Raw genomic sequence first — 17,720 nt, forward strand, 5'->3', positions numbered from 1 at the left:
GGGGATCCGTCTCAGATGATCTCGAACACGGTTTCCTTCGGACGGCACAATGCCGAGCGCTTGGGGCCAAGCACGACCGGACGCTCGATCAGTTCGGGATGCTCGGCCATCGCCGCGATCAGGTCACCTTCCGTCAATTCGAGGTCGTCCAATCCAAGATCATGATAAGGCGTGTTCTTCTGTCTCAGCAACTGCCGTGCCCCGAGCCCCGTCGCAGCCAGGGCCTTGCGGAGTTCCTCCTGCGTCGGGGGTTCTTTCAGATAGTTGCGCACCAATGGCTCGATCCCGGCATCGCGCAGGGCATCCAGGACGAAGCGAGAGGTCGAGCATTTCGGATTGTGCCAGATCACATAGCTGCCGGACATGGGATCACTCCTTTCGATTTCGTCTCGGGGCTTCCAAAGGTTTGGGGGAATCGCCACGACGATATTCGGACAGTTTCACCCCCGGAACATGGTCGAGTTGTGGCAGCTCCGCTTTTCAGTCTCATCCCGCCAGGTCCTTGCCCATCAGCACCAGGTCATGGAAGCGCCCGAATTTCCAGCCCGCCGCCGGGATGCGCCCCCATTCGGCATAGCCCATCCGGGTATGGAAACGGATCGAGATCTCGTTGCTGGCGGTGATCCCGCCGATCATCAGCCGGTGACCCGCATTGCGGGCGTGGTCTTCGAGCGCCGTCAGCAAGAGCGCCGCGGCCCCCGTCCCGCGCGCCTCCGGGGCGAGGTTGATCGTGTGCTCCATGCTTCTCGCATAACCGCCGCCCGCGCGGAACTGGCTATAAGAGCCGAAACCGGTCACCTTGCCCTCTTCATCCTGCGACAGCAGGAAGGGATGGCGCGCCGCCTGACGGTCGCGGATGATGGCGGCGATCTCGGACTCGTTGCGCTCGCTCGGCCAGAAGGTGATCGCGGTGTCGCGGATGATCGGGTTCCAGATCGTGGCGACGGCACGGGCATCCTCGGGATGGGCGGTGCGGATCAGGGTCACAGCAGAACCTCGCCACTCGGAGTGGCAATGCGGGCCTTGAACTCCGCCGGGCCGGTCACCAGCGAGATGCGGGGATCGTCAAGCGGCAGGGACAGGGGCAAGGGCGCGCATATGGTCAGCCCGGTCAGGCGCAGCCCGTGATCGGGAAGCCTGTCCGAGGGATGCGGCCCGTCACCCCAATCTATGCGCATCGGCGTGGTGCCTTCGCCCGGCATCTGGCCGGTATCGGGCAGCGTGATCCGCCAGCGCAGATCGGCGCGGCTGACCTCGGCGATATGGGTGCCATCGGGCGCCTCCAGCGGGGATTGGCGCAGCACCCAACCGGCGATCCGGGGCGGGCCGGTGAAATCCCGCAGCCCGAACCAGCCGGGGCTGTCTGTGCAGGGGGCGTCCGGGTCGATGGCGATGAGCTCGATATACTCGCGAAGCCCGAGCGAAAGCAGCATGTTATGCGTGCCAAGCGCGGGATGCTTGCCGCCCGGCTGCAATTCGACCCCGAGCCGGTCCCGCAGCCATGCGGCACCCTCGTCAAGGCTGCTTGCGGCGATGGCGAAATGGTCGAATGCCAGCATATGGGATCAGCCGCGATGCGCTCCGGCTGCCAGGTCGCGGACGAAGGTGAGGATCTCAGGCACCGGGCGCCCTTCGCCGATCAGCTTGACGATGGCGCTGCCGACAACGCAGCCATCGGCGACCGAGGCGACCTTTTCTGCGGCCTCGGGGGTCGAGATGCCGAAGCCCACCACGACCGGCAGATTGGCCGCCGCCTTGATCCGCGCGACCTCGGGTGCGACCTCGGCGGCATTGGCGGCCGGGCCGCCGGTGATGCCGGTGACGCTGACATAATAGACGAAGCCACTGGTGTTTTGGACCACGGCGGGCAGGCGGCGGTCATCGGTGGTGGGCGTCGCGAGGCGGATGAAGTTCAGCCCGGCGCGGGCGGCGGGAACGCAGAGCTCGTCATCCTCCTCGGGCGGCAGATCGACGATGATGAGCCCGTCGACCCCGGCCTCTTTCGCATCGCGCAGGAACTGCTCCACCCCGCCCGGGCGCGCATAGATCGGGTTGTAATAGCCCATCAGCACGACCGGGGTGCTGTCATCCTGCTTGCGGAATTCGCGCAGCATGTCGAGGGTGCGGGTGACGCTGCCCCCGGCGGCCAGCGCCCGTTGTCCCGCAGCCTGGATGGTCGGGCCATCGGCCATCGGATCGGTGAAGGGCATGCCCAGTTCGATGATGTCGACACCGGCAGAGGGCAGGCCGCGCATGATCTCGAACGCGGTGGCGTCATCGGGGTCCGAGGCCATCATATAGGCGACGAAGGCCTTTTTGCCCTGTGCCTGAAGCTGTGCGAATCTGTCGTCTATCCTGGTCATGGCCCGCCCCTGAAATCCGTTCCGGCAGGATTAGCCTGCATATGCGTGCGGTGCAATGCGGGGCGAGGCCGAGATGCCGGGGTTTCGCCGCCCGCCCGCACGGATCCCGGCAGCCGTGGGCATTTGTCCGGATGCCGGAGCGTGAAAATCGAAACGCCCCGAAGGCGTCTGAGGCGTGGCAGGGGAAAGGGCAGGGACGGGAGTGCGGCTAGTCACTCAGGCTGAGTCTTTTCTCGATACGCTCGACCCTCAAGGTCAGTTGGGCGATCCCGCTGTCCTGCGACACTTCGGAACGCATGAAGGCAGCCATATGCTCCTTGATGCCCCTCATGTCTGTCTTCACATCGGTTACATCATTCGCCACATGGCCCAGATTGGCCTGTATAGCCTTCAAATGCTCCAAAAGCAGCTCATTCGTGACGTTATCGCTCATCTTCAACCTTCGAACCCGCAACGACGATATGGGCATTCTTCCCGCTCATCGCCAGGAGGATGCGCATTTTGCCCACCCGTTCCGGCGCAGTATAGCACGCCATCTCTCAATTCAAAGTTTCCCTTGGCAGCAAGGAAACCGGATGGCGGTCACCCTTGTTCACCCGCTTCCTCGGCTTCGACCACCAGCATCCAGCTTGCGCCGAACCGGTCGGTCAGCATGGCGAAGGACTGGGCAAAGAAGGTCGGGCCGGGCTCCATCCTGACATGCCCGCCCTCGGCCAGCCCGTCGAAGATCCGCCGGATCTCGGCCTCGGACGGCAGCGTGACGGCGATGGAGGAGCCGGCCATGCGCTCGCCGCCGAATTGCGGGGGATTGTCGCAGCCCAGGAGCCGACTACCATCGGGCAGGGTCAGTTGCGCATGCATGACCCAACCGGCCTGGTCGGGTTCGAGCGGCGGCATGCCGGTCGCCTCGGGCAACTCGTCAAAGCGGTTGAGCTGCGCCTCGCCGCCGAACAGGCTTGCATAGGTGCTGAATGCCTCGGCGCATTCGCCCTGGAATGACAGGTAAGGGATGAAAGTCATGGCTCCTCCTGTTGGGCCGCGGGGTGGACTTGTGCCGGGCCTCAGCCTAAGTAACCGCCGAGATCAGGAAAGGTTGCTTGAAATGGGTTTTCGGATGGGGATCGTGGGGCTGCCGAATGTCGGCAAATCCACGCTGTTCAACGCGCTGACGAGAACGGCCGCCGCGCAGGCCGCGAATTTCCCCTTTTGCACGATCGAGCCGAATGTCGGCGAGGTCGCCGTGCCCGATCCGCGCCTGGACAGCCTGGCCGGGATCGCGGGCAGCAAGCAGATCATCCCGACGCGGATCACCTTCGTCGATATCGCCGGGCTGGTGAAGGGCGCCAGCAAGGGCGAGGGGCTGGGAAACCAGTTCCTGGCCAATATCCGCGAGGTAGACGCCATCGCCCATGTGCTGCGCTGTTTCGAGGATGGCGATGTGACCCATGTCGAGGGCCGGGTCGATCCCATCGCCGATGCCGAGGTGATCGAGACCGAACTGATGATCGCCGACATGGAATCGATCGAACGGCGGTTGTCCGGCCTGACCCGCAAGCTGAAGGGCGGCGACAAGGAGGCGGTGGCGCAGGAGCGGCTGCTGAAGCTCGCGCTGGCGGCGCTTGAGGACGGCAGGCCCGCCCGCAGCGTCGAGATCAGCGAAGAGGACCGCAAGGCATGGAACATGCTTCAGCTTCTGACCTCGAAACCGGTGCTCTATGTCTGCAACGTCGCCGAGGACGAGGCGGCGACCGGCAATGACTGGTCCGCCAAGGTGGCGGAGATGGCGGCATCGCAGGGTGCCGGGCATGTGGTGATCTCGGCCCGGATCGAGGAAGAGATCAGCCAGCTTGACGCCGAAGAGGCGCAGATGTTCCTGTCCGAGATGGGACTTGACGAGGCCGGTCTCGATCGGCTGATCCGCGCGGGTTACGACCTGCTGGGCTTGCAGACCTATTTCACCGTCGGCCCGAAAGAGGCGCGCGCCTGGACCATCCGCAAGGGCACGCTTGCACCGCAGGCGGCGGGCGAGATCCATGGCGATTTCGAGAAGGGCTTCATCCGCGCCGAGACCATCGCCTTTGACGACTATATCGCAGGTAATGGCGAGGCAGGCGCGCGCGAAGCCGGCAAGCTGCGCGTCGAGGGCAAGACCTACGAGGTCAAGGACGGCGACGTGCTGCATTTCCTCTTCAATGCCTGATTGGCCGTGATCCGCGTGTTTGCTATGCAGAGGGCGATTTAGCGAAAGGATCACCGCCATGAGCTGCGCCTGCGGACATCACCATCCCCGTCACGATCACGGCGGCGAGGGCGTGCCGATTGCCCTGGTCCGGCCCATGATCGCGCTGACGGGGCGGCTGATCTGCTCGGATACCGCGCAGATGATGACCGCCCTGTCGCTCTTGCCGGATCATGTCGCGCTCAGCCGCGCCGAGCCCGGCTGCCTGCGCTTCGATATCTGGCAGGACGACGATCCGATGATCTGGCATCTGTCCGAACTGTTCACCGACGCCGATGCCTTCGCGGCGCATCAGGCGCGGACGGGCGCCAGCGAATGGGGCAGGCAAAGCACCGGTATCGAACGCGATTTCGACAGGCGCGAGATCCGGCCGACAGTCCGGCCCGAGCAGGTCCCGGATGTCCATGCGATCGATGCGCTGCTACGCGATGCTTTCGACGGCGGCGATGAGGCGCGGCTGGTCGCGGAACTCCGCCGTCAGGGCGATCTGAGCCTGTCCCTGGTCGCCGAGGCCGCTGGCACGGTCATCGGCCATCTGGCCCTGTCGCCGCTGACCGGCGATGCCGAGGCTTTTGCACTGGCTCCGTTGGCCGTTGCGCCCAAGATGCAAAGGCTGGGGATCGGCGGTGCGCTTGTCCACGAGGCCCTGGGACGGGCAGGGAAGACGCCGGTGCTGGTGCTGGGCGATCCCGCCTATTACAGCCGCTTCGGCTTCGTTCCCGCCGAGTTGAACTCACCCTATGCAGGGCCCCATCTGCAGGTGCATGGCGAGCTCGCCTCGGGCAGCGTGATACGCCATGCGGGTGCCTTTGCCGCATTGTGATTCGGCGGCGTGAGCAGCCCGAAAGGCCCGGACAGGGTGCCAATTGCCGCGAATTTGGATAATATCCGGCTTGCGTGTTTGCCAGAAAGCTGGCATCGCTAGGGGAACCCTTGCGTTGTTTCTTGCGTTGCCAAAGTGTTAGGTGGGAAGCTGCCAGCTCTGCGGCTGCCGCCATCACCACCGCTGTCCTGGGAGGTAAAATGATCCGGTCCGAGCTTATCCAGAAAATCTCTGATGATAACCCGCATCTTTTCCGGCGAGATGTCGAAAAGATCGTCAGCACCGTCTTCGACGAGATCATCGACGCATGGCACGGGGGGACCGGGTCGAACTGCGCGGTTTCGGTGCATTTTCTGTGAAAAAACGCGATGCCCGCATCGGCCGCAACCCGCGTACCGGCGAATCCGTCGAGGTCGAGGAAAAGCATGTGCCTTTCTTCAAGACCGGAAAACTGCTGCGTGACCGGTTGAACGGCGACGCCTGATCGTCCTAAGTAGAGACCTTCGGGAAGGGCGCGACATCCTCGCGCCAGCAAAGGGGATCCAGATGCGCTTTCTTCGCCTGTTGTTCATCGTATTGCTGGCCATCATCCTGGTGGCGGTGGCTCTCGCCAATCGCGGGATCGTGACGCTGAATGCGTTCCCGGCGAATCTGGGGCAGTATCTTGGCGGCAGGTGGTCGATCGAACTGCCGCTCTTCCTTGTCATTTTCCTTGCCGTGGCCTTTGGCATGCTGATGGGGCTGATCTGGGAATATCTGCGCGAGGCGCATGTCCGGCGCGAGGCCCGCAACCGCAGCGCCGAAGTGGCGCGGCTGGAACGCGAGGTCGGCAGCCTGCGCGAGCGTCATGCCAATCCCCGCGACGAGGTTCTGGCGATCATCGACAAGCCCAAAGCCGGGACCGCTTCGCAATCCGCCGCTTCGACGGGGCCCGCTTCCGGCACGACGTTGCCAGCGGCACGTTGACGCCCGATGGCACAGGTCAAGATCTGCGGCCTGCGCGAGCCGGAACATGTCACCGCCGCGCTTGATGCCGGGGCGCGGTATCTGGGCTTTAACTTCTTTCCGAAATCTCCCCGCGCCGTAAGTGGCGCGCAGGCGGCAGAACTGGCGGATATGGTGCCCGCCGGAATCGCCCGGGTCGGCCTGTTCGTGAATCCCGAAGACGCGCTGCTCGAATCGGTGCTGGCCGAGGTTCCGCTGGACATGATCCAACTGCATGGCGGGGAAACCCCGGAGCGCGTGACCGAGATCAAGGCGCGTTTCGGTCTTCCGGTGATGAAGGCGGTGGGAATCGCCACCCAGGAGGATTTGCCGCAGCTGATCGATTACGGGACGGTGGCGGATATGCTGCTGGTCGATGCGAAGGCTCCGAAAGACGCGGTTCTTCCGGGCGGCAACGGGCTGGCCTTTGACTGGCGCCTGCTGGTCGGCCGCCGCTGGCTGAAGCCATGGCTGCTGGCCGGGGGGCTGACTCCCGCGAATGTGGCCGAGGCGATCCGGCTGACCAAGGCGCCCGGCGTCGATGTCTCCTCCGGGGTCGAAACCGCGCCGGGGCAGAAGGATTCCGGCCTCATCCGCGATTTCATCGCTGCCGCAAAGGAGGCGCCATGACCGAATTCCGCCTCGCCCGCCGGGAAGACGTGCCGACCGTCATCGCGCTGTTGGCCGATGACGTGCTTGGGCGCGATCGCGAAACCGCCATCTCCGATGATTACCTTGCCGCTTTCGATGCCATGCAGGCAGAGGGCAACAACCACCTGATCGTCGGCGAGGCCGAAGGGCAGGTCGTGGCCTGCTACCAGATCACCTTCATCTCAGGCCTTTCGCTTTCCGCCGCTCGCCGCGCCCAGATCGAGGGCGTCCGCGTCGCCACCTCCCATCGCGGCCAGAAGATCGGCGAGGCGCTGATCGAGGATGCCGAGAGCCGCGCCCGCGCCGCCGGATGCGGCCTGATGCAGTTCACGACGAACAAGAGCCGGGACAAGGCGCATCGCTTCTATGACCGCATGGGCTTCACGCCCAGCCATATCGGTTATAAGAAACCACTCTAGGCTTCTTCTTTGTCCAAATACCTCTTCAACCGCGAAGGCGCATCCCATGCCCGATGATCTGGTGAACAGCTTCAGGAACGGACCCGACGAACAGGGCCGCTTCGGCATCTATGGCGGCCGCTTCGTCAGCGAGACGCTGATGCCGCTGATCCTCGATCTCGAGGCCGAATATGAGCGCGCCAAGACGGATGCGGCATTCTGGGCCGAGATGGACGATCTCTGGACCCATTACGTGGGCAGGCCCTCGCCTCTCTATCATGCCGAGCGGCTGACCGAACGCTTGGGCGGGGCGAAGATCTACCTGAAACGCGACGAGTTGAACCATACCGGCGCGCATAAGATCAACAATGTGCTGGGCCAGATCCTGCTGGCGCGGCGCATGGGCAAGACCCGGATCATCGCCGAGACCGGGGCGGGCCAGCATGGCGTGGCGACGGCGACGGTCTGCGCGCGGTTCGGGCTGAAATGCGTGGTTTATATGGGTGCCCATGATGTCGAGCGGCAGGCCCCGAATGTCTTCCGCATGCGGCTTTTGGGGGCAGAGGTCGTGCCGGTCACCTCGGGCCGTGGCACGCTGAAGGACGCGATGAACGACGCGCTTCGCGATTGGGTCACCAATGTCCGCGACACCTTCTATTGCATCGGCACGGTGGCCGGACCGCATCCCTATCCGGCGATGGTCCGCGATTTCCAGTCGATCATCGGCAAGGAGGCGCGCGAGCAGATCCTGTCCCGCGAGGGGCGCTTGCCCGACACGATCATCGCCGCGATCGGCGGCGGCTCGAACGCGATGGGGCTGTTCTTTCCGTTCCTCGACGACAAGAGCGTGGGCATCATCGGTGTCGAGGCCGGCGGCAAGGGCGTCGATGACCGGATGGAGCATTGCGCCTCGCTCTCCGGCGGGCGCGCAGGCGTGCTGCATGGCAATCGCACCTATCTGCTGCAGGACGAGGATGGCCAGATCCTCGAAGGCTATTCGATCAGTGCCGGGCTGGATTATCCCGGCATCGGTCCCGAACATGCATGGCTGAAGGATGTGGGCCGCGCCGAATATGTCAGCATCACCGATGACGAGGCGCTGGCGGCCTTCCGCATGTGCTGCGAGACCGAGGGCATCATCCCGGCGCTGGAGCCCTGCCACGCATTGGCCCATGTGATGAAGATCGCACCGGGCCTGCCCGCGGACCACCTGATCGTGATGAACATGTGCGGGCGCGGCGACAAGGACATCTTCACCGTTGCCAAGCATCTTGGTGTCGATATTAAGATCTGATTTAAATCAGCATATTGGATGTTGCGTCGGCGAGGTTCCGCTGCCTGATATGACGGCTGCGTGAAGACCCGGACCCGCGCTTCGAACAATGCGTTTTGTTGCCATGACCGATCAAGGAGGCAACAAATGCTGACTGACAAGATCAAATTCGCCCTGCTGGGCGGCAAGGTGGCCGCGCTGAGCGTGCTTCTGGGAACGACCGCGCTGGCCCAGGACGAGACCGTGGTGGAAACACCCGAGGGCAATACCGTCGCCATCCCCGAGGCCGCGCAGACCACGGAATCTCCGGTCGGAGCGATCCGCGAGACCGATTATCCGATCCTCGAACAGTGGGAGAATGACGAGGCTGTCGCCGTGACCCTGGTCGAGCAGGGCTATACCGATATTCATATCCTTCGGCAGGGCGCGCTGATGACCGTGACCGCTCAACGCGACGGACAGCCGACCGAGCTGGTCTACAGCGTCGCCAATGGCAGCCTCGTTTCCGTCGACGGAGTCGAGTTGCGCCGAGGTGAGGAAGCCTCGTCGGCGGAAACCAGCACCGCCACCGAGGAGATCGCGGACGACATGCCCCCCGACGAGGATGTGACCGATGACGGCGCGACGGATGACGCCACCGACGACACTGCGGATGACGGCGTGTCGGACGGAACCGACACCGGTTCGGCCGATGATGGCGCAACCGGTGACGGCACCTCGGATGATGGCGCTGATGACGGGACGGGCGGTGACGACGGCTCCACCGGCGATGATTCCGGCACGGACGGCACTGACAGCGATTCCGGCACGGACGGCGCCGATGGCGATTCCGGATCGGATTCCGGTGACGGCTCCGATTCGGATGGCGGATCGGATTCCGATGGCGGGTCGGAAGGCGGCGAGAGCAGCATCTGACAGGCCGAATACGAATGACGCAGCAAGCCGGCAGGGACAACCTGCCGGCTTTTTCGATGCTTCAACGTTGCAGCACCAGCAGGTTCATGCGTGATTCCAGGTAGGGATCGGGGAACAGGATGCGCCCGCGATCCGGACCGGTGATCTCGACCATACCGACTTCAGGCATGCGTTGCGGCATGTCCTGCGGACTGATCTCATCCGGCAATTCGGCATAGGGCGGCGGTGTATCGCCCGCGATGAAACCGGTTCCCAGATAGACCAGCCGGCCATCATCCCGGTGCAGATGTCCCTTGCTGCGCTGCGATCCGGTGAGCTTCTCGAAGCCGCCATCTTTCGTCACAACGCAGGAAAAGCCTTGATAGACGACCAGTGGAACCCCGTTTCCCAGTTTCATCATCCGGCATGACCATTCGCCGGGAAGCAGTTCCAGTGCCCGTTCGGGCGGCAGCGCTTCCCCTGCCAGTGCCTCGGCCAACAGGGCCAGATCATCCGGGTCGCCAGAGGCGAAAGCCTCGCGCAGCGCGCTGCCCGCACTGGCATCCAGTTCCTCGAGGCGGCGCTGATCGTCGGGCCGGATCGTTGTTCCATCTGCCAGCTTCGCCTGAGCCGCACCCATCGCGGGCAGGAAGGCCAGCGCCAGCAGCGATGCGAGGAATGCGGGGTTAACTCTGCGTATCGACGGCATGAGCGCGCAGCAGTTCGAGCGGGACGATCTCGGCGGCACGGGCATGGGTCGCCTCCAGCACCACTTGCGGGGCGGCGAATTCCTGCGCGGCCTGCAGGAAGCGGGCGGCACAGAGACACCAGTGATCGCCGGGTTTCAGGCCGGGAAAATGAAACTCGGGCCGCGGCGTGCTCAGATCATTGCCCAGATATTTCGACAGCGCCAGGAACTCGGCATTGACGATCACGCAGACCGTGTGGCTGCCGCGATCCTCGGGTCCGGTATTGCAGCAGCCATCCCGAAAGAAACCGGTCAGCGGCTCGTTCGAACAGGGCTGCAAGGGCCCGCCCAGCACGTTCAGCGATGGCTCCATCGGTGCCTCCTTTCCCTTCAGGCTAGCCCGATCCTCGCGCCGCGCCAAGCCCCCGACGCTTCAAAGCGCCGTGGGTTTCCAGTCGATCCAGCGGCCGTGGAAATCCACCCGTCCCAATCGCCAGCCGCGTGGCTTGCCATCCCAAAGACGCAAGGTCAGTGCCGCGCCGTCGCCCCCCTTGCCGCCATCCCCCTCCATCGAGACATGCGCCAAGGGTGCTTCGCGCGTCGCTTGCGCCCCCGCCGCCTGCAGGGCCGCTTCGCAGGCAGCCTGTGCCTTTGGCGGAAAATACTGCCAGGCGATGGTGTGATAGACCAGCGTCATCCGTCCCGGCGCAGGTCGCGCCAACCGGGATTCCAGCCATCCCGCCGCATCGCCCGCCGCGACCCGTGGCGGATATCGCCGCGCGATCGCCAGCGCCGCCCGCAATCGCGCCATCCGATCTGGCTGTCCCGCCCAGCAATAGGCCAATAGCCGTAATTCGTCGCCCACCGGATCGACGGGGCGCAGATCCACCCCCTCGGCCTCGGTAACCTTGATGTCCGCCTGCGGCACATCACCCGTCCAGCCGGGGCGCAGCACGACCGGGGAAAGCCCTTCTTCTTCAAGAAATATCCCGGGGGAATCCGGTTCCCCGGGACCGGATGGGGGCAGCGCCCCCTGCGGGCGTAACTCGTAGCGATGAAAATTCAGGTTGAGTCCGGCCGACGCACCCAGCTCCAGCGCCCTGATCGGCAAGGGGCAAAACCCGGCCGCGAAACGTGCCGCCGCGATGATCGCCGCCGCCCGCCCGACCTCGTTTGTCTGGGGCGGGCCTTGCAGCCAGTCCAGCAGGTGATCCTCGTGCCTGGCGATTGCCTGCAGCAGGACCCCGGCGGTCGGGCGGGCATTGGCATAGGCCGCCGCCAATGCCTTGTCCGCCCCGGTCAGCACCAGCGCATGCAGCCCTCCGCAGAGCCTGAGCGGAACCGCATCGGCACGTGGAGAGGAATTGCCGGGCCAGTTCAGGATCCGGCGCGCGACCTCTCCCTGATCCTCTTGCAGGGTTTCGGCAAGGATTTCGCAGATATCCGCCGTCAGCGGAGAACCGAGCGCGCGGCAGGCGACCACCTGCTTGCGAAAAGATTCGCGGTGATCGGCTGTGGTCATTTGAAACGCTCGGTCAGGGCGCGCAGGCGGTCGGCGAGGCTGTGCGGTTCCTGATCTGTTTCTTGTGGGGGATTCTGTTCCCGCTTGCTGGTCGAAGGCTTTGCGGCGGCAGGTGGTTCGCGCTTTGGCGGTGCTTCGGGGGCGGTGCCGCTGTTGCGGGCGGGCGCCACGCGATTGGCCACGGCGTTCTGGAACCGTCCGTTATCGCCCGCCGCCAGCGCCGCCGCCCCGTCCGAGACGCCGCGCAGCAGGTCGTCCAGCCATTCCTGATCGGCCTTGGCGAAATCCGACAGCACGTAACCCGCCACCCGGTCCTTGTGCCCCGGATGCCCGATCCCAAGCCGCACCCGGTCGTAATCCGCGCCGATATGCTGATGGATCGAGCGCAGCCCGTTATGCCCGGCATGCCCGCCGCCGCGCTTGACCCGGCACTTGCCGGGGGCGAGATCCAGTTCGTCATGTAGCACGGTGACATCGGCGGGCGTCAGTTTCAGGTAGCGCATCGCCTCGCCCACGGACTGGCCAGACAGGTTCATGAAGGTCTGCGGTTTCAGCAATGTCACCCGGATATCGCCAAGGCGCCCCTCGGCCACCTGACCCTGGAAGCGGGATTTCCACGGCCCCAGCCCGTGGTCGGCGGCGATCCGATCGACGGCCAGAAAGCCGATATTGTGGCGGTTATTCGCATATTTCGTGCCCGGATTGCCAAGGCCCACGATCAGTTTCATCTCTGCCTCCTGCCGTCCCGTCCATCGCGGTGTCAGGTGAATTGCGTTCCATCCCTTGCGGCGGACCTTGCCGGTTACTAAGACTCTGTCAAGCTTTCACCGCTAAGACGGGGCTCAATGCCCGGACGAATCGCGGGGACAGGGACAATCAGGCAAGGAACAGTGATGAGCGATCCGGCAGAATTCTACATGAACACCCTTGTTCCCATGGTGGTCGAACAGACCTCGCGCGGGGAACGATCCTACGACATCTTCTCGCGCCTCCTGAAGGAGCGGATCATCTTCGTCTCGGGTCCGGTCCATGACGGGATGTCCACGCTGATCTGCGCGCAGCTGCTGTTCCTCGAGGCGGAGAATCCGTCCAAGGATATCAGCATGTATATCAACAGCCCCGGTGGCGTGGTGACCTCGGGCCTGTCGATCTATGACACGATGCAATATATCCGCCCGCGCGTCTCGACGCTGGTGGTCGGGCAGGCGGCCTCGATGGGCTCGCTGCTGCTCGCGGCGGGGGAGCCGGGGCTGCGCTATTCGCTGCCCAACAGCCGGGTGATGGTGCATCAGCCCTCGGGCGGCTACCAGGGGCAGGCGACCGATATCCTGATCCATGCCCGCGAAACCGAGAAGCTGAAACGCCGCTTGAATGAAATCTATGTGAAACACACTGGTAAAACGCTGGAAGACGTGGAAGAGGCACTGGAACGTGATCGCTTCATGTCGCCCGACGAGGCGAAGGATTGGGGCATCATCGACGAGGTGCTGGAGCCGCGCGGCAAGGCCGAGGCAGAGAAGAAATAGGGCGAGGGGGATTGTGACGGAAGCGCGTCATCCCTAACATGGAGCCCGAGCAATACGCCAACGGTCACCGATCCGGGGCGGATGAATTGGATGGCGATGGCCGGGCCTGTCCCGGCATCGCCCGCCTCGCAGGGAAGCGCGGGGCGGTAGTGAAGGAAGTGGACGATGGCAAACCAGTCCGGCTCAGACAGCAAGAACACGCTTTATTGCAGCTTTTGCGGCAAGAGCCAGCATGAGGTTCGCAAGCTCATCGCGGGGCCGACGGTGTTCATCTGCGACGAATGCGTCGAACTCTGCATGGACATCATTCGCGAGGAAACCAAGTCGACCGGGCTGAAATCCGGCGAAGGGGTGCCCACGCCGAAAGAGATCTGCCAGGTTCTCGACGATTACGTGATCGGCCAGGAACATGCCAAGCGCGTGCTCTCGGTCGCCGTGCATAACCATTACAAGCGGCTGAATCACGGCTCGAAATCGGATATCGAGCTGGCCAAGTCGAATATCCTGCTGATCGGCCCGACCGGCTGCGGCAAGACGCTGCTGGCGCAGACGCTTGCGCGGATCCTGGATGTGCCCTTCACCATGGCCGACGCGACCACGCTGACCGAGGCGGGCTATGTCGGCGAGGATGTCGAGAACATCATCCTCAAGCTATTGCAGGCCAGCGAATACAATGTCGAGCGGGCGCAGCGCGGCATCGTCTATATCGACGAGGTCGACAAGATCACCCGCAAGTCCGACAACCCCTCGATCACCCGCGACGTCTCGGGCGAGGGGGTGCAGCAGGCCCTGCTGAAGATCATGGAGGGCACGGTTGCCAGCGTGCCGCCGCAGGGCGGGCGCAAGCATCCGCAGCAGGAATTCCTGCAGGTGGACACGACCAATATCCTGTTCGTCTGTGGCGGCGCCTTTGCCGGGCTGGACCGGATCATCTCGCAGCGCAACAAGGGCACGGCGATGGGCTTTGGCGCCTCGGTCAAGGAAAACGACGATCGCGGCGTGGGCGAGGTGTTCAAGGACCTGGAGCCCGAGGATCTGCTGAAATTCGGCCTGATCCCGGAATTCGTCGGCCGCCTGCCGGTGATCGCCACGCTGACCGACCTGGACGAGGATGCGCTGATCATCATCCTGACCAAGCCCAAGAATGCGCTGGTCAAGCAGTATCAGCGGCTCTTCGACCTGGAAGGCGTGCAGCTGACCTTCACCGAAGACGCGCTGAGCGCCATTGCCAAGCGTGCGATCGCGCGCAAGACGGGCGCTCGCGGGCTGCGCTCGATCATGGAGGATATCCTGCTTGATACCATGTTCGACCTGCCCGGCCTGGAAAGCGTCGAGGAGGTGGTGGTGAACGAGGATGCGGTCGAGAATGCCTCGGTCAAGCCGCTCCTGATCCATGCCGACACCAAGAAGGAAAGCGCCTCGGCCGGTTGACGCCGGGGCGAGCAGGGGGCTGTCCGCCCCCGTCGCGGCCCGCCGCGACTCCCCCGAGGATATTGGCATGAAGAAGAAGCCCGCCCCGGTAAGGTTGATACGGTTTCTTGCCGTGGAGACTGGATCTTGTCGGCGAGTTGCGCCATATCTCGGACGAATTTGAAAAACTGAGGTCTGCGCCCATGTCCTTTCTGCTTCGTGCCCTGACCTGGTGGAACAGCCAGACGATCAATACCCAGGTCTGGACCTGGCGCAACGGCACCAGGGTGGGCGAGGATGCCGAGGGCAATGTCTTTTACCAGAACAAGGACGGATCGCGCCGGTGGGTGATCTTCAAGGGCGAATCCGAAGCCAGCCGGGTCAGCCCCGAATGGCATGGCTGGCTGCATCACACCTGGGCCGAGCCCCCGACCGAGGCGCCCTTGCCGCATAAGCCCTGGGAAGAGCCGCATCTGGCGAATATGACCGGAACCGGCGAGGCCTATCATCCGGAAGGCTCGCTTTACCGTGCCGATCTCGCCAAGCGGCGCGACTACGATGCGTGGCAGCCGGAATAGATGAGCTTGGCAAGGCAGAGGCGAGGCACCGCGCTTTTCGCAACAGCCCTGCTGCTGTCGGTCCTGTCCGGTGCGGGAGTAATGGCACAGGAGCCGGAGGCGAAACCGGCGGCACCGCAGGAAACAGTGGCGCGCGCCGATGGGGCGCTGCTGCGCGGGCTCGACAAGGTTTCGGGGCGCACGACCGATCTGCGCGTGCAGGTTGGCGATTCCGTCCGCTTGGGGCGGCTGGAAATCCGTCTTGGGGAGTGCCGTTATCCGGCCGATGACCCGAGCTCGGACGCCTTTGCGCAACTGACCATCAGCGACCTGTCGGAAAACGTGACGCGGTTCAGCGGCTGGATGATCGCCTCTTCCCCGGCATTGTCGGCGCTGGACGATGCGCGTTACGACATCTGGGTGATTTCCTGCCAGATCTGACCCGCATCCGGTAGTGGCCTGCCCAGGAAATCGGCTTTCTTTCGCAATGCCTTGGCGAGTTCGCGATGGTAGAGATGGCGCGGGATTTCGATCCCCCCCATCCTTTCCAGATGCGGCGTCAGGAACTGCGTGTCGAACAGGGTAAAGCCGCAGCGCGCCAGGTGGCTGGATGCCCAGAGCAGGGCCATTTTCGAACCGTTTCGTTGCGCGGACATCATGGATTCCCCGAAGAATGCCGTCCCCAGGGTGATGCCGAAAATGCCGCCCGCAAAGCGGTCATGGTGACGGATTTCTATGGCATGGGCATAGCCGTCCCGGTGCAGATCGTCATACAGCCGGGCGAGCGGCGCGTTGATCCAGGTCTCGTCGCGATCCGCGCAGGCTGCCACGACATGGCTGAAATCGCCGTCGAGATGGGCAGACCAGCCCCCGCGCCGCAGGTCGCGCAAGAGCGAGCGCGAGGCGTGGACACCACCCACCGGCAGCACCCCGCGCATGGGCGGATCGAACCAGAACAGGCGCGGATCATCGGCGCTTTCCGCCATGGGAAAGACGCCCTGCGCATAACCGGAGAGCAGTTGCGCAGGCGTCAGCACGCGGTGACTCAGCCGTATTTCCGGTCCAGCCACCGCTCGAGCCAGTGGATCGAGTAATTGCCGGACTGGATGTCGGGCTCTTGCAGCAGGTCGCTGAACAGCGGCACCGTGGTATCGATGCCATCCACGATCAATTCCCCCAATGCGCGGTCCAGCCGCGCCAATGCCTCGCGCCGGTCACGGCCATGCACGATTAGCTTGCCGATCAGGCTGTCGTAATAGGGTGGGATGGAATAGCCGTCGTAAAGCGCCGAATCCATCCTGATGCCAAGCCCGCCCGGAGCGTGATACTGGCTGATCCTGCCGGGGCAGGGGCTGAAGCCCGGCACCTTCTCGGCGTTGATGCGCACTTCGATGGCATGGCCGCGGATCGACAATTCGTCCTGCTGGAACTCCATCTCCTCGCCCGCCGCGACGAGGATCTGCTGGCGGACCAGGTCGACGCCGAAGATCGCCTCGGTCACCGGGTGTTCGACCTGCAGGCGGGTGTTCATCTCGATGAAATAGAATTCGCCATCCTCGAACAGGAATTCGATCGTGCCCGCGCCCGCATAGCCGATCTTGGCCACCGCGTCGGCGCAGACCTGGCCGATACGGGCGCGCTGCTCATCGGTGATCACCGGGCCGGGGGCCTCTTCCAGCACCTTCTGGTGGCGGCGTTGCAGCGAGCAGTCGCGCTCGCCCAGATGAACGGCGCGGCCCTTGCCGTCTCCAAAGACCTGGATCTCGATATGGCGCGGCTTCTGCAGGTATTTCTCGATATAGACATCCGGGTTGCCGAATGCGGCCTTGGCCTCGGCCCGGGCGGTGCGGAAGGCGACCTCCAGACCCTTTTCGTCCTGCGCCACCTTCATCCCGCGCCCGCCGCCGCCGGCGGTGGCCTTGATGATGACCGGATAGCCGATCTCGGCTGCGACTTTCCTGGCGTCGTCGACATCATCGACCCCGCCTTCGCTGCCCGGCACGCAGGGAACGCCAAGCGCCTTCATCGTGTCCTTGGCGGTGATCTTGTCGCCCATGATGCGGATATGCTCGGCGCGCGGGCCGATGAAGGTGATGCCGTGATCCTCCAGCATCTGCACGAAACCTGCATTTTCCGACAGGAAGCCGTAGCCCGGATGGATCGCCTGCGCGCCGGTGATCTCGCAGGCCGAGATGATGGCGGGCATCGACAGATAGCTGGCCGAGGAAGGCGCGGGGCCGATGCAGACCGATTCATCGGCCATGCGCACATGCATCGCGTCCTCGTCCGCCGTGGAATGGATCGCCACCGAGGCGACGCCCATCTCGCGGCAGGCGCGGATCACGCGAAGGGCGATCTCGCCGCGATTGGCGATCAGGATCTTGTCGAACAT

General features: G+C 64.2%; 23 protein-coding genes and 1 pseudogene. 12 read left to right on the forward strand and 12 right to left on the reverse strand.

The genetic code is table 11. The features are described 5' to 3' along the window. Window positions 1–11: 11 nt before the first annotated feature. From arsC to A7A09_RS12610, 6 genes are all read right to left on the reverse strand, one after another. Window positions 12–365, reverse strand: coding sequence for an arsenate reductase (glutaredoxin) (gene arsC / locus A7A09_RS21095; RefSeq protein ID WP_211341122.1), 354 nt, complete (start codon window positions 363–365; stop codon window positions 12–14). A gap of 121 nt (window positions 366–486) precedes the next feature. Then, window positions 487–987, reverse strand: coding sequence for a GNAT family N-acetyltransferase (locus tag A7A09_RS12590; RefSeq protein WP_245999323.1), 501 nt, complete (start codon window positions 985–987; stop codon window positions 487–489). After that, the gene (locus A7A09_RS12595) at window positions 984–1,559 is read right to left on the reverse strand and encodes a VOC family protein (protein ID WP_106691727.1); all 576 of its coding nucleotides are present in this window, start codon (window positions 1,557–1,559) and stop codon (window positions 984–986) included. Before A7A09_RS12595 ends, A7A09_RS12590 begins: the two co-directional genes overlap by 4 nt. 6 nt (window positions 1,560–1,565) lie before the next feature. Then, window positions 1,566–2,363, reverse strand: coding sequence for a tryptophan synthase subunit alpha (gene trpA / locus A7A09_RS12600; protein ID WP_106691728.1), 798 nt, complete (start codon window positions 2,361–2,363; stop codon window positions 1,566–1,568). Window positions 2,364–2,571: 208 nt separating this feature from the next. Beyond that, window positions 2,572–2,796, reverse strand: a complete 225-nt coding sequence (locus A7A09_RS12605) for a hypothetical protein (RefSeq protein WP_106691729.1) — start codon at window positions 2,794–2,796, stop codon at window positions 2,572–2,574. Window positions 2,797–2,945: 149 nt separating this feature from the next. Further along, complete coding sequence (locus tag A7A09_RS12610; RefSeq protein ID WP_106691730.1) at window positions 2,946–3,383, reverse strand: VOC family protein; 438 nt, start codon at window positions 3,381–3,383, stop codon at window positions 2,946–2,948. A gap of 82 nt (window positions 3,384–3,465) precedes the next feature. On the opposite strand from A7A09_RS12610, the gene ychF reads away from it, so the two are divergent. The 8 genes and pseudogenes from ychF (at window position 3,466) to A7A09_RS12650 (ending at window position 9,646) form a co-directional block, all read left to right on the forward strand. Then, entirely contained in the window at window positions 3,466–4,563 is a 1,098-nt protein-coding gene (gene ychF / locus A7A09_RS12615; RefSeq protein WP_106691731.1) for a redox-regulated ATPase YchF, read from the forward strand. Window positions 4,564–4,621: 58 nt separating this feature from the next. Beyond that, complete coding sequence (locus tag A7A09_RS12620) at window positions 4,622–5,425, forward strand: GNAT family N-acetyltransferase (RefSeq protein ID WP_106691732.1); 804 nt, start codon at window positions 4,622–4,624, stop codon at window positions 5,423–5,425. Window positions 5,426–5,625: 200 nt separating this feature from the next. After that, a pseudogene (gene ihfB, locus A7A09_RS12625) lies at window positions 5,626–5,909 on the forward strand (integration host factor subunit beta). Between the two features lie 62 nt (window positions 5,910–5,971). Beyond that, complete coding sequence (locus A7A09_RS12630; protein WP_106691733.1) at window positions 5,972–6,391, forward strand: LapA family protein; 420 nt, start codon at window positions 5,972–5,974, stop codon at window positions 6,389–6,391. A 6-nt stretch (window positions 6,392–6,397) separates the two neighbouring features. Beyond that, window positions 6,398–7,039: a phosphoribosylanthranilate isomerase gene (locus A7A09_RS12635; RefSeq protein ID WP_106691734.1), complete on the forward strand. Its 642-nt coding sequence runs from the start codon at window positions 6,398–6,400 to the stop codon at window positions 7,037–7,039. Then, on the forward strand, window positions 7,036–7,479 hold the full coding sequence (locus A7A09_RS12640) for a GNAT family N-acetyltransferase (RefSeq protein WP_106691735.1): 444 nt from the start codon (window positions 7,036–7,038) through the stop codon (window positions 7,477–7,479). Before A7A09_RS12635 ends, A7A09_RS12640 begins: the two co-directional genes overlap by 4 nt. A gap of 46 nt (window positions 7,480–7,525) precedes the next feature. After that, the gene (gene trpB, locus A7A09_RS12645; RefSeq protein ID WP_106691736.1) at window positions 7,526–8,752 is read left to right on the forward strand and encodes a tryptophan synthase subunit beta; all 1,227 of its coding nucleotides are present in this window, start codon (window positions 7,526–7,528) and stop codon (window positions 8,750–8,752) included. Between the two features lie 126 nt (window positions 8,753–8,878). Then, the gene (locus A7A09_RS12650; RefSeq protein WP_106691737.1) at window positions 8,879–9,646 is read left to right on the forward strand and encodes a hypothetical protein; all 768 of its coding nucleotides are present in this window, start codon (window positions 8,879–8,881) and stop codon (window positions 9,644–9,646) included. Between the two features lie 61 nt (window positions 9,647–9,707). Here A7A09_RS12650 and A7A09_RS12655 read toward each other — a convergent pair whose 3' ends face one another. From A7A09_RS12655 to pth, 4 genes are read right to left on the reverse strand one after another with little or no spacing between them, the layout of a single operon-like run. After that, the gene (locus A7A09_RS12655) at window positions 9,708–10,334 is read right to left on the reverse strand and encodes a DUF4893 domain-containing protein (protein WP_170167098.1); all 627 of its coding nucleotides are present in this window, start codon (window positions 10,332–10,334) and stop codon (window positions 9,708–9,710) included. Next, a complete protein-coding gene (locus tag A7A09_RS12660; protein ID WP_106691739.1) occupies window positions 10,312–10,686 on the reverse strand; it encodes a DUF2237 family protein in 375 nt (124 codons plus the stop codon). The genes A7A09_RS12655 and A7A09_RS12660 overlap by 23 nt, the downstream gene beginning before the upstream one ends. A gap of 60 nt (window positions 10,687–10,746) precedes the next feature. After that, complete coding sequence (locus A7A09_RS12665) at window positions 10,747–11,835, reverse strand: DUF2332 domain-containing protein (protein WP_106691740.1); 1,089 nt, start codon at window positions 11,833–11,835, stop codon at window positions 10,747–10,749. Continuing rightward, window positions 11,832–12,563: an aminoacyl-tRNA hydrolase gene (gene pth, locus A7A09_RS12670; RefSeq protein WP_106691741.1), complete on the reverse strand. Its 732-nt coding sequence runs from the start codon at window positions 12,561–12,563 to the stop codon at window positions 11,832–11,834. The genes A7A09_RS12665 and pth overlap by 4 nt, the downstream gene beginning before the upstream one ends. 165 nt (window positions 12,564–12,728) lie before the next feature. Between pth and A7A09_RS12675 the strand changes: the two genes are divergently transcribed. The 4 genes from A7A09_RS12675 to A7A09_RS12690 all read left to right on the forward strand — a co-directional run bounded on the left by A7A09_RS12675 (window position 12,729) and on the right by A7A09_RS12690 (window position 15,769). Then, window positions 12,729–13,361: an ATP-dependent Clp protease proteolytic subunit gene (locus A7A09_RS12675; RefSeq protein ID WP_106691742.1), complete on the forward strand. Its 633-nt coding sequence runs from the start codon at window positions 12,729–12,731 to the stop codon at window positions 13,359–13,361. Window positions 13,362–13,526: 165 nt separating this feature from the next. Beyond that, a complete protein-coding gene (gene clpX / locus A7A09_RS12680) occupies window positions 13,527–14,792 on the forward strand; it encodes an ATP-dependent Clp protease ATP-binding subunit ClpX (protein ID WP_106691743.1) in 1,266 nt (421 codons plus the stop codon). Window positions 14,793–14,974: 182 nt separating this feature from the next. Further along, entirely contained in the window at window positions 14,975–15,349 is a 375-nt protein-coding gene (locus tag A7A09_RS12685; protein WP_106691744.1) for an NADH:ubiquinone oxidoreductase subunit NDUFA12, read from the forward strand. Beyond that, on the forward strand, window positions 15,350–15,769 hold the full coding sequence (locus A7A09_RS12690; RefSeq protein ID WP_106691745.1) for a DUF2155 domain-containing protein: 420 nt from the start codon (window positions 15,350–15,352) through the stop codon (window positions 15,767–15,769). It abuts the gene before it with no gap. Here the strand turns inward: A7A09_RS12690 and aat are convergent. Continuing rightward, window positions 15,736–16,365 carry a leucyl/phenylalanyl-tRNA--protein transferase gene (aat, locus tag A7A09_RS12695; RefSeq protein ID WP_106691746.1) on the reverse strand — a complete coding sequence of 210 codons (630 nt, stop codon included), beginning with the start codon at window positions 16,363–16,365 and terminating at the stop codon, window positions 15,736–15,738. The two genes, A7A09_RS12690 and aat, sit on opposite strands and share 34 nt — an antisense overlap. Window positions 16,366–16,373: 8 nt before the next feature. Continuing rightward, window positions 16,374–17,720, reverse strand: coding sequence for an acetyl-CoA carboxylase biotin carboxylase subunit (gene accC / locus A7A09_RS12700; protein ID WP_106691747.1), 1,347 nt, complete (start codon window positions 17,718–17,720; stop codon window positions 16,374–16,376).

This window comes from Paracoccus methylarcula (assembly GCF_003007735.2).
GTDB lineage: Bacteria > Pseudomonadota > Alphaproteobacteria > Rhodobacterales > Rhodobacteraceae > Paracoccus > Paracoccus methylarcula.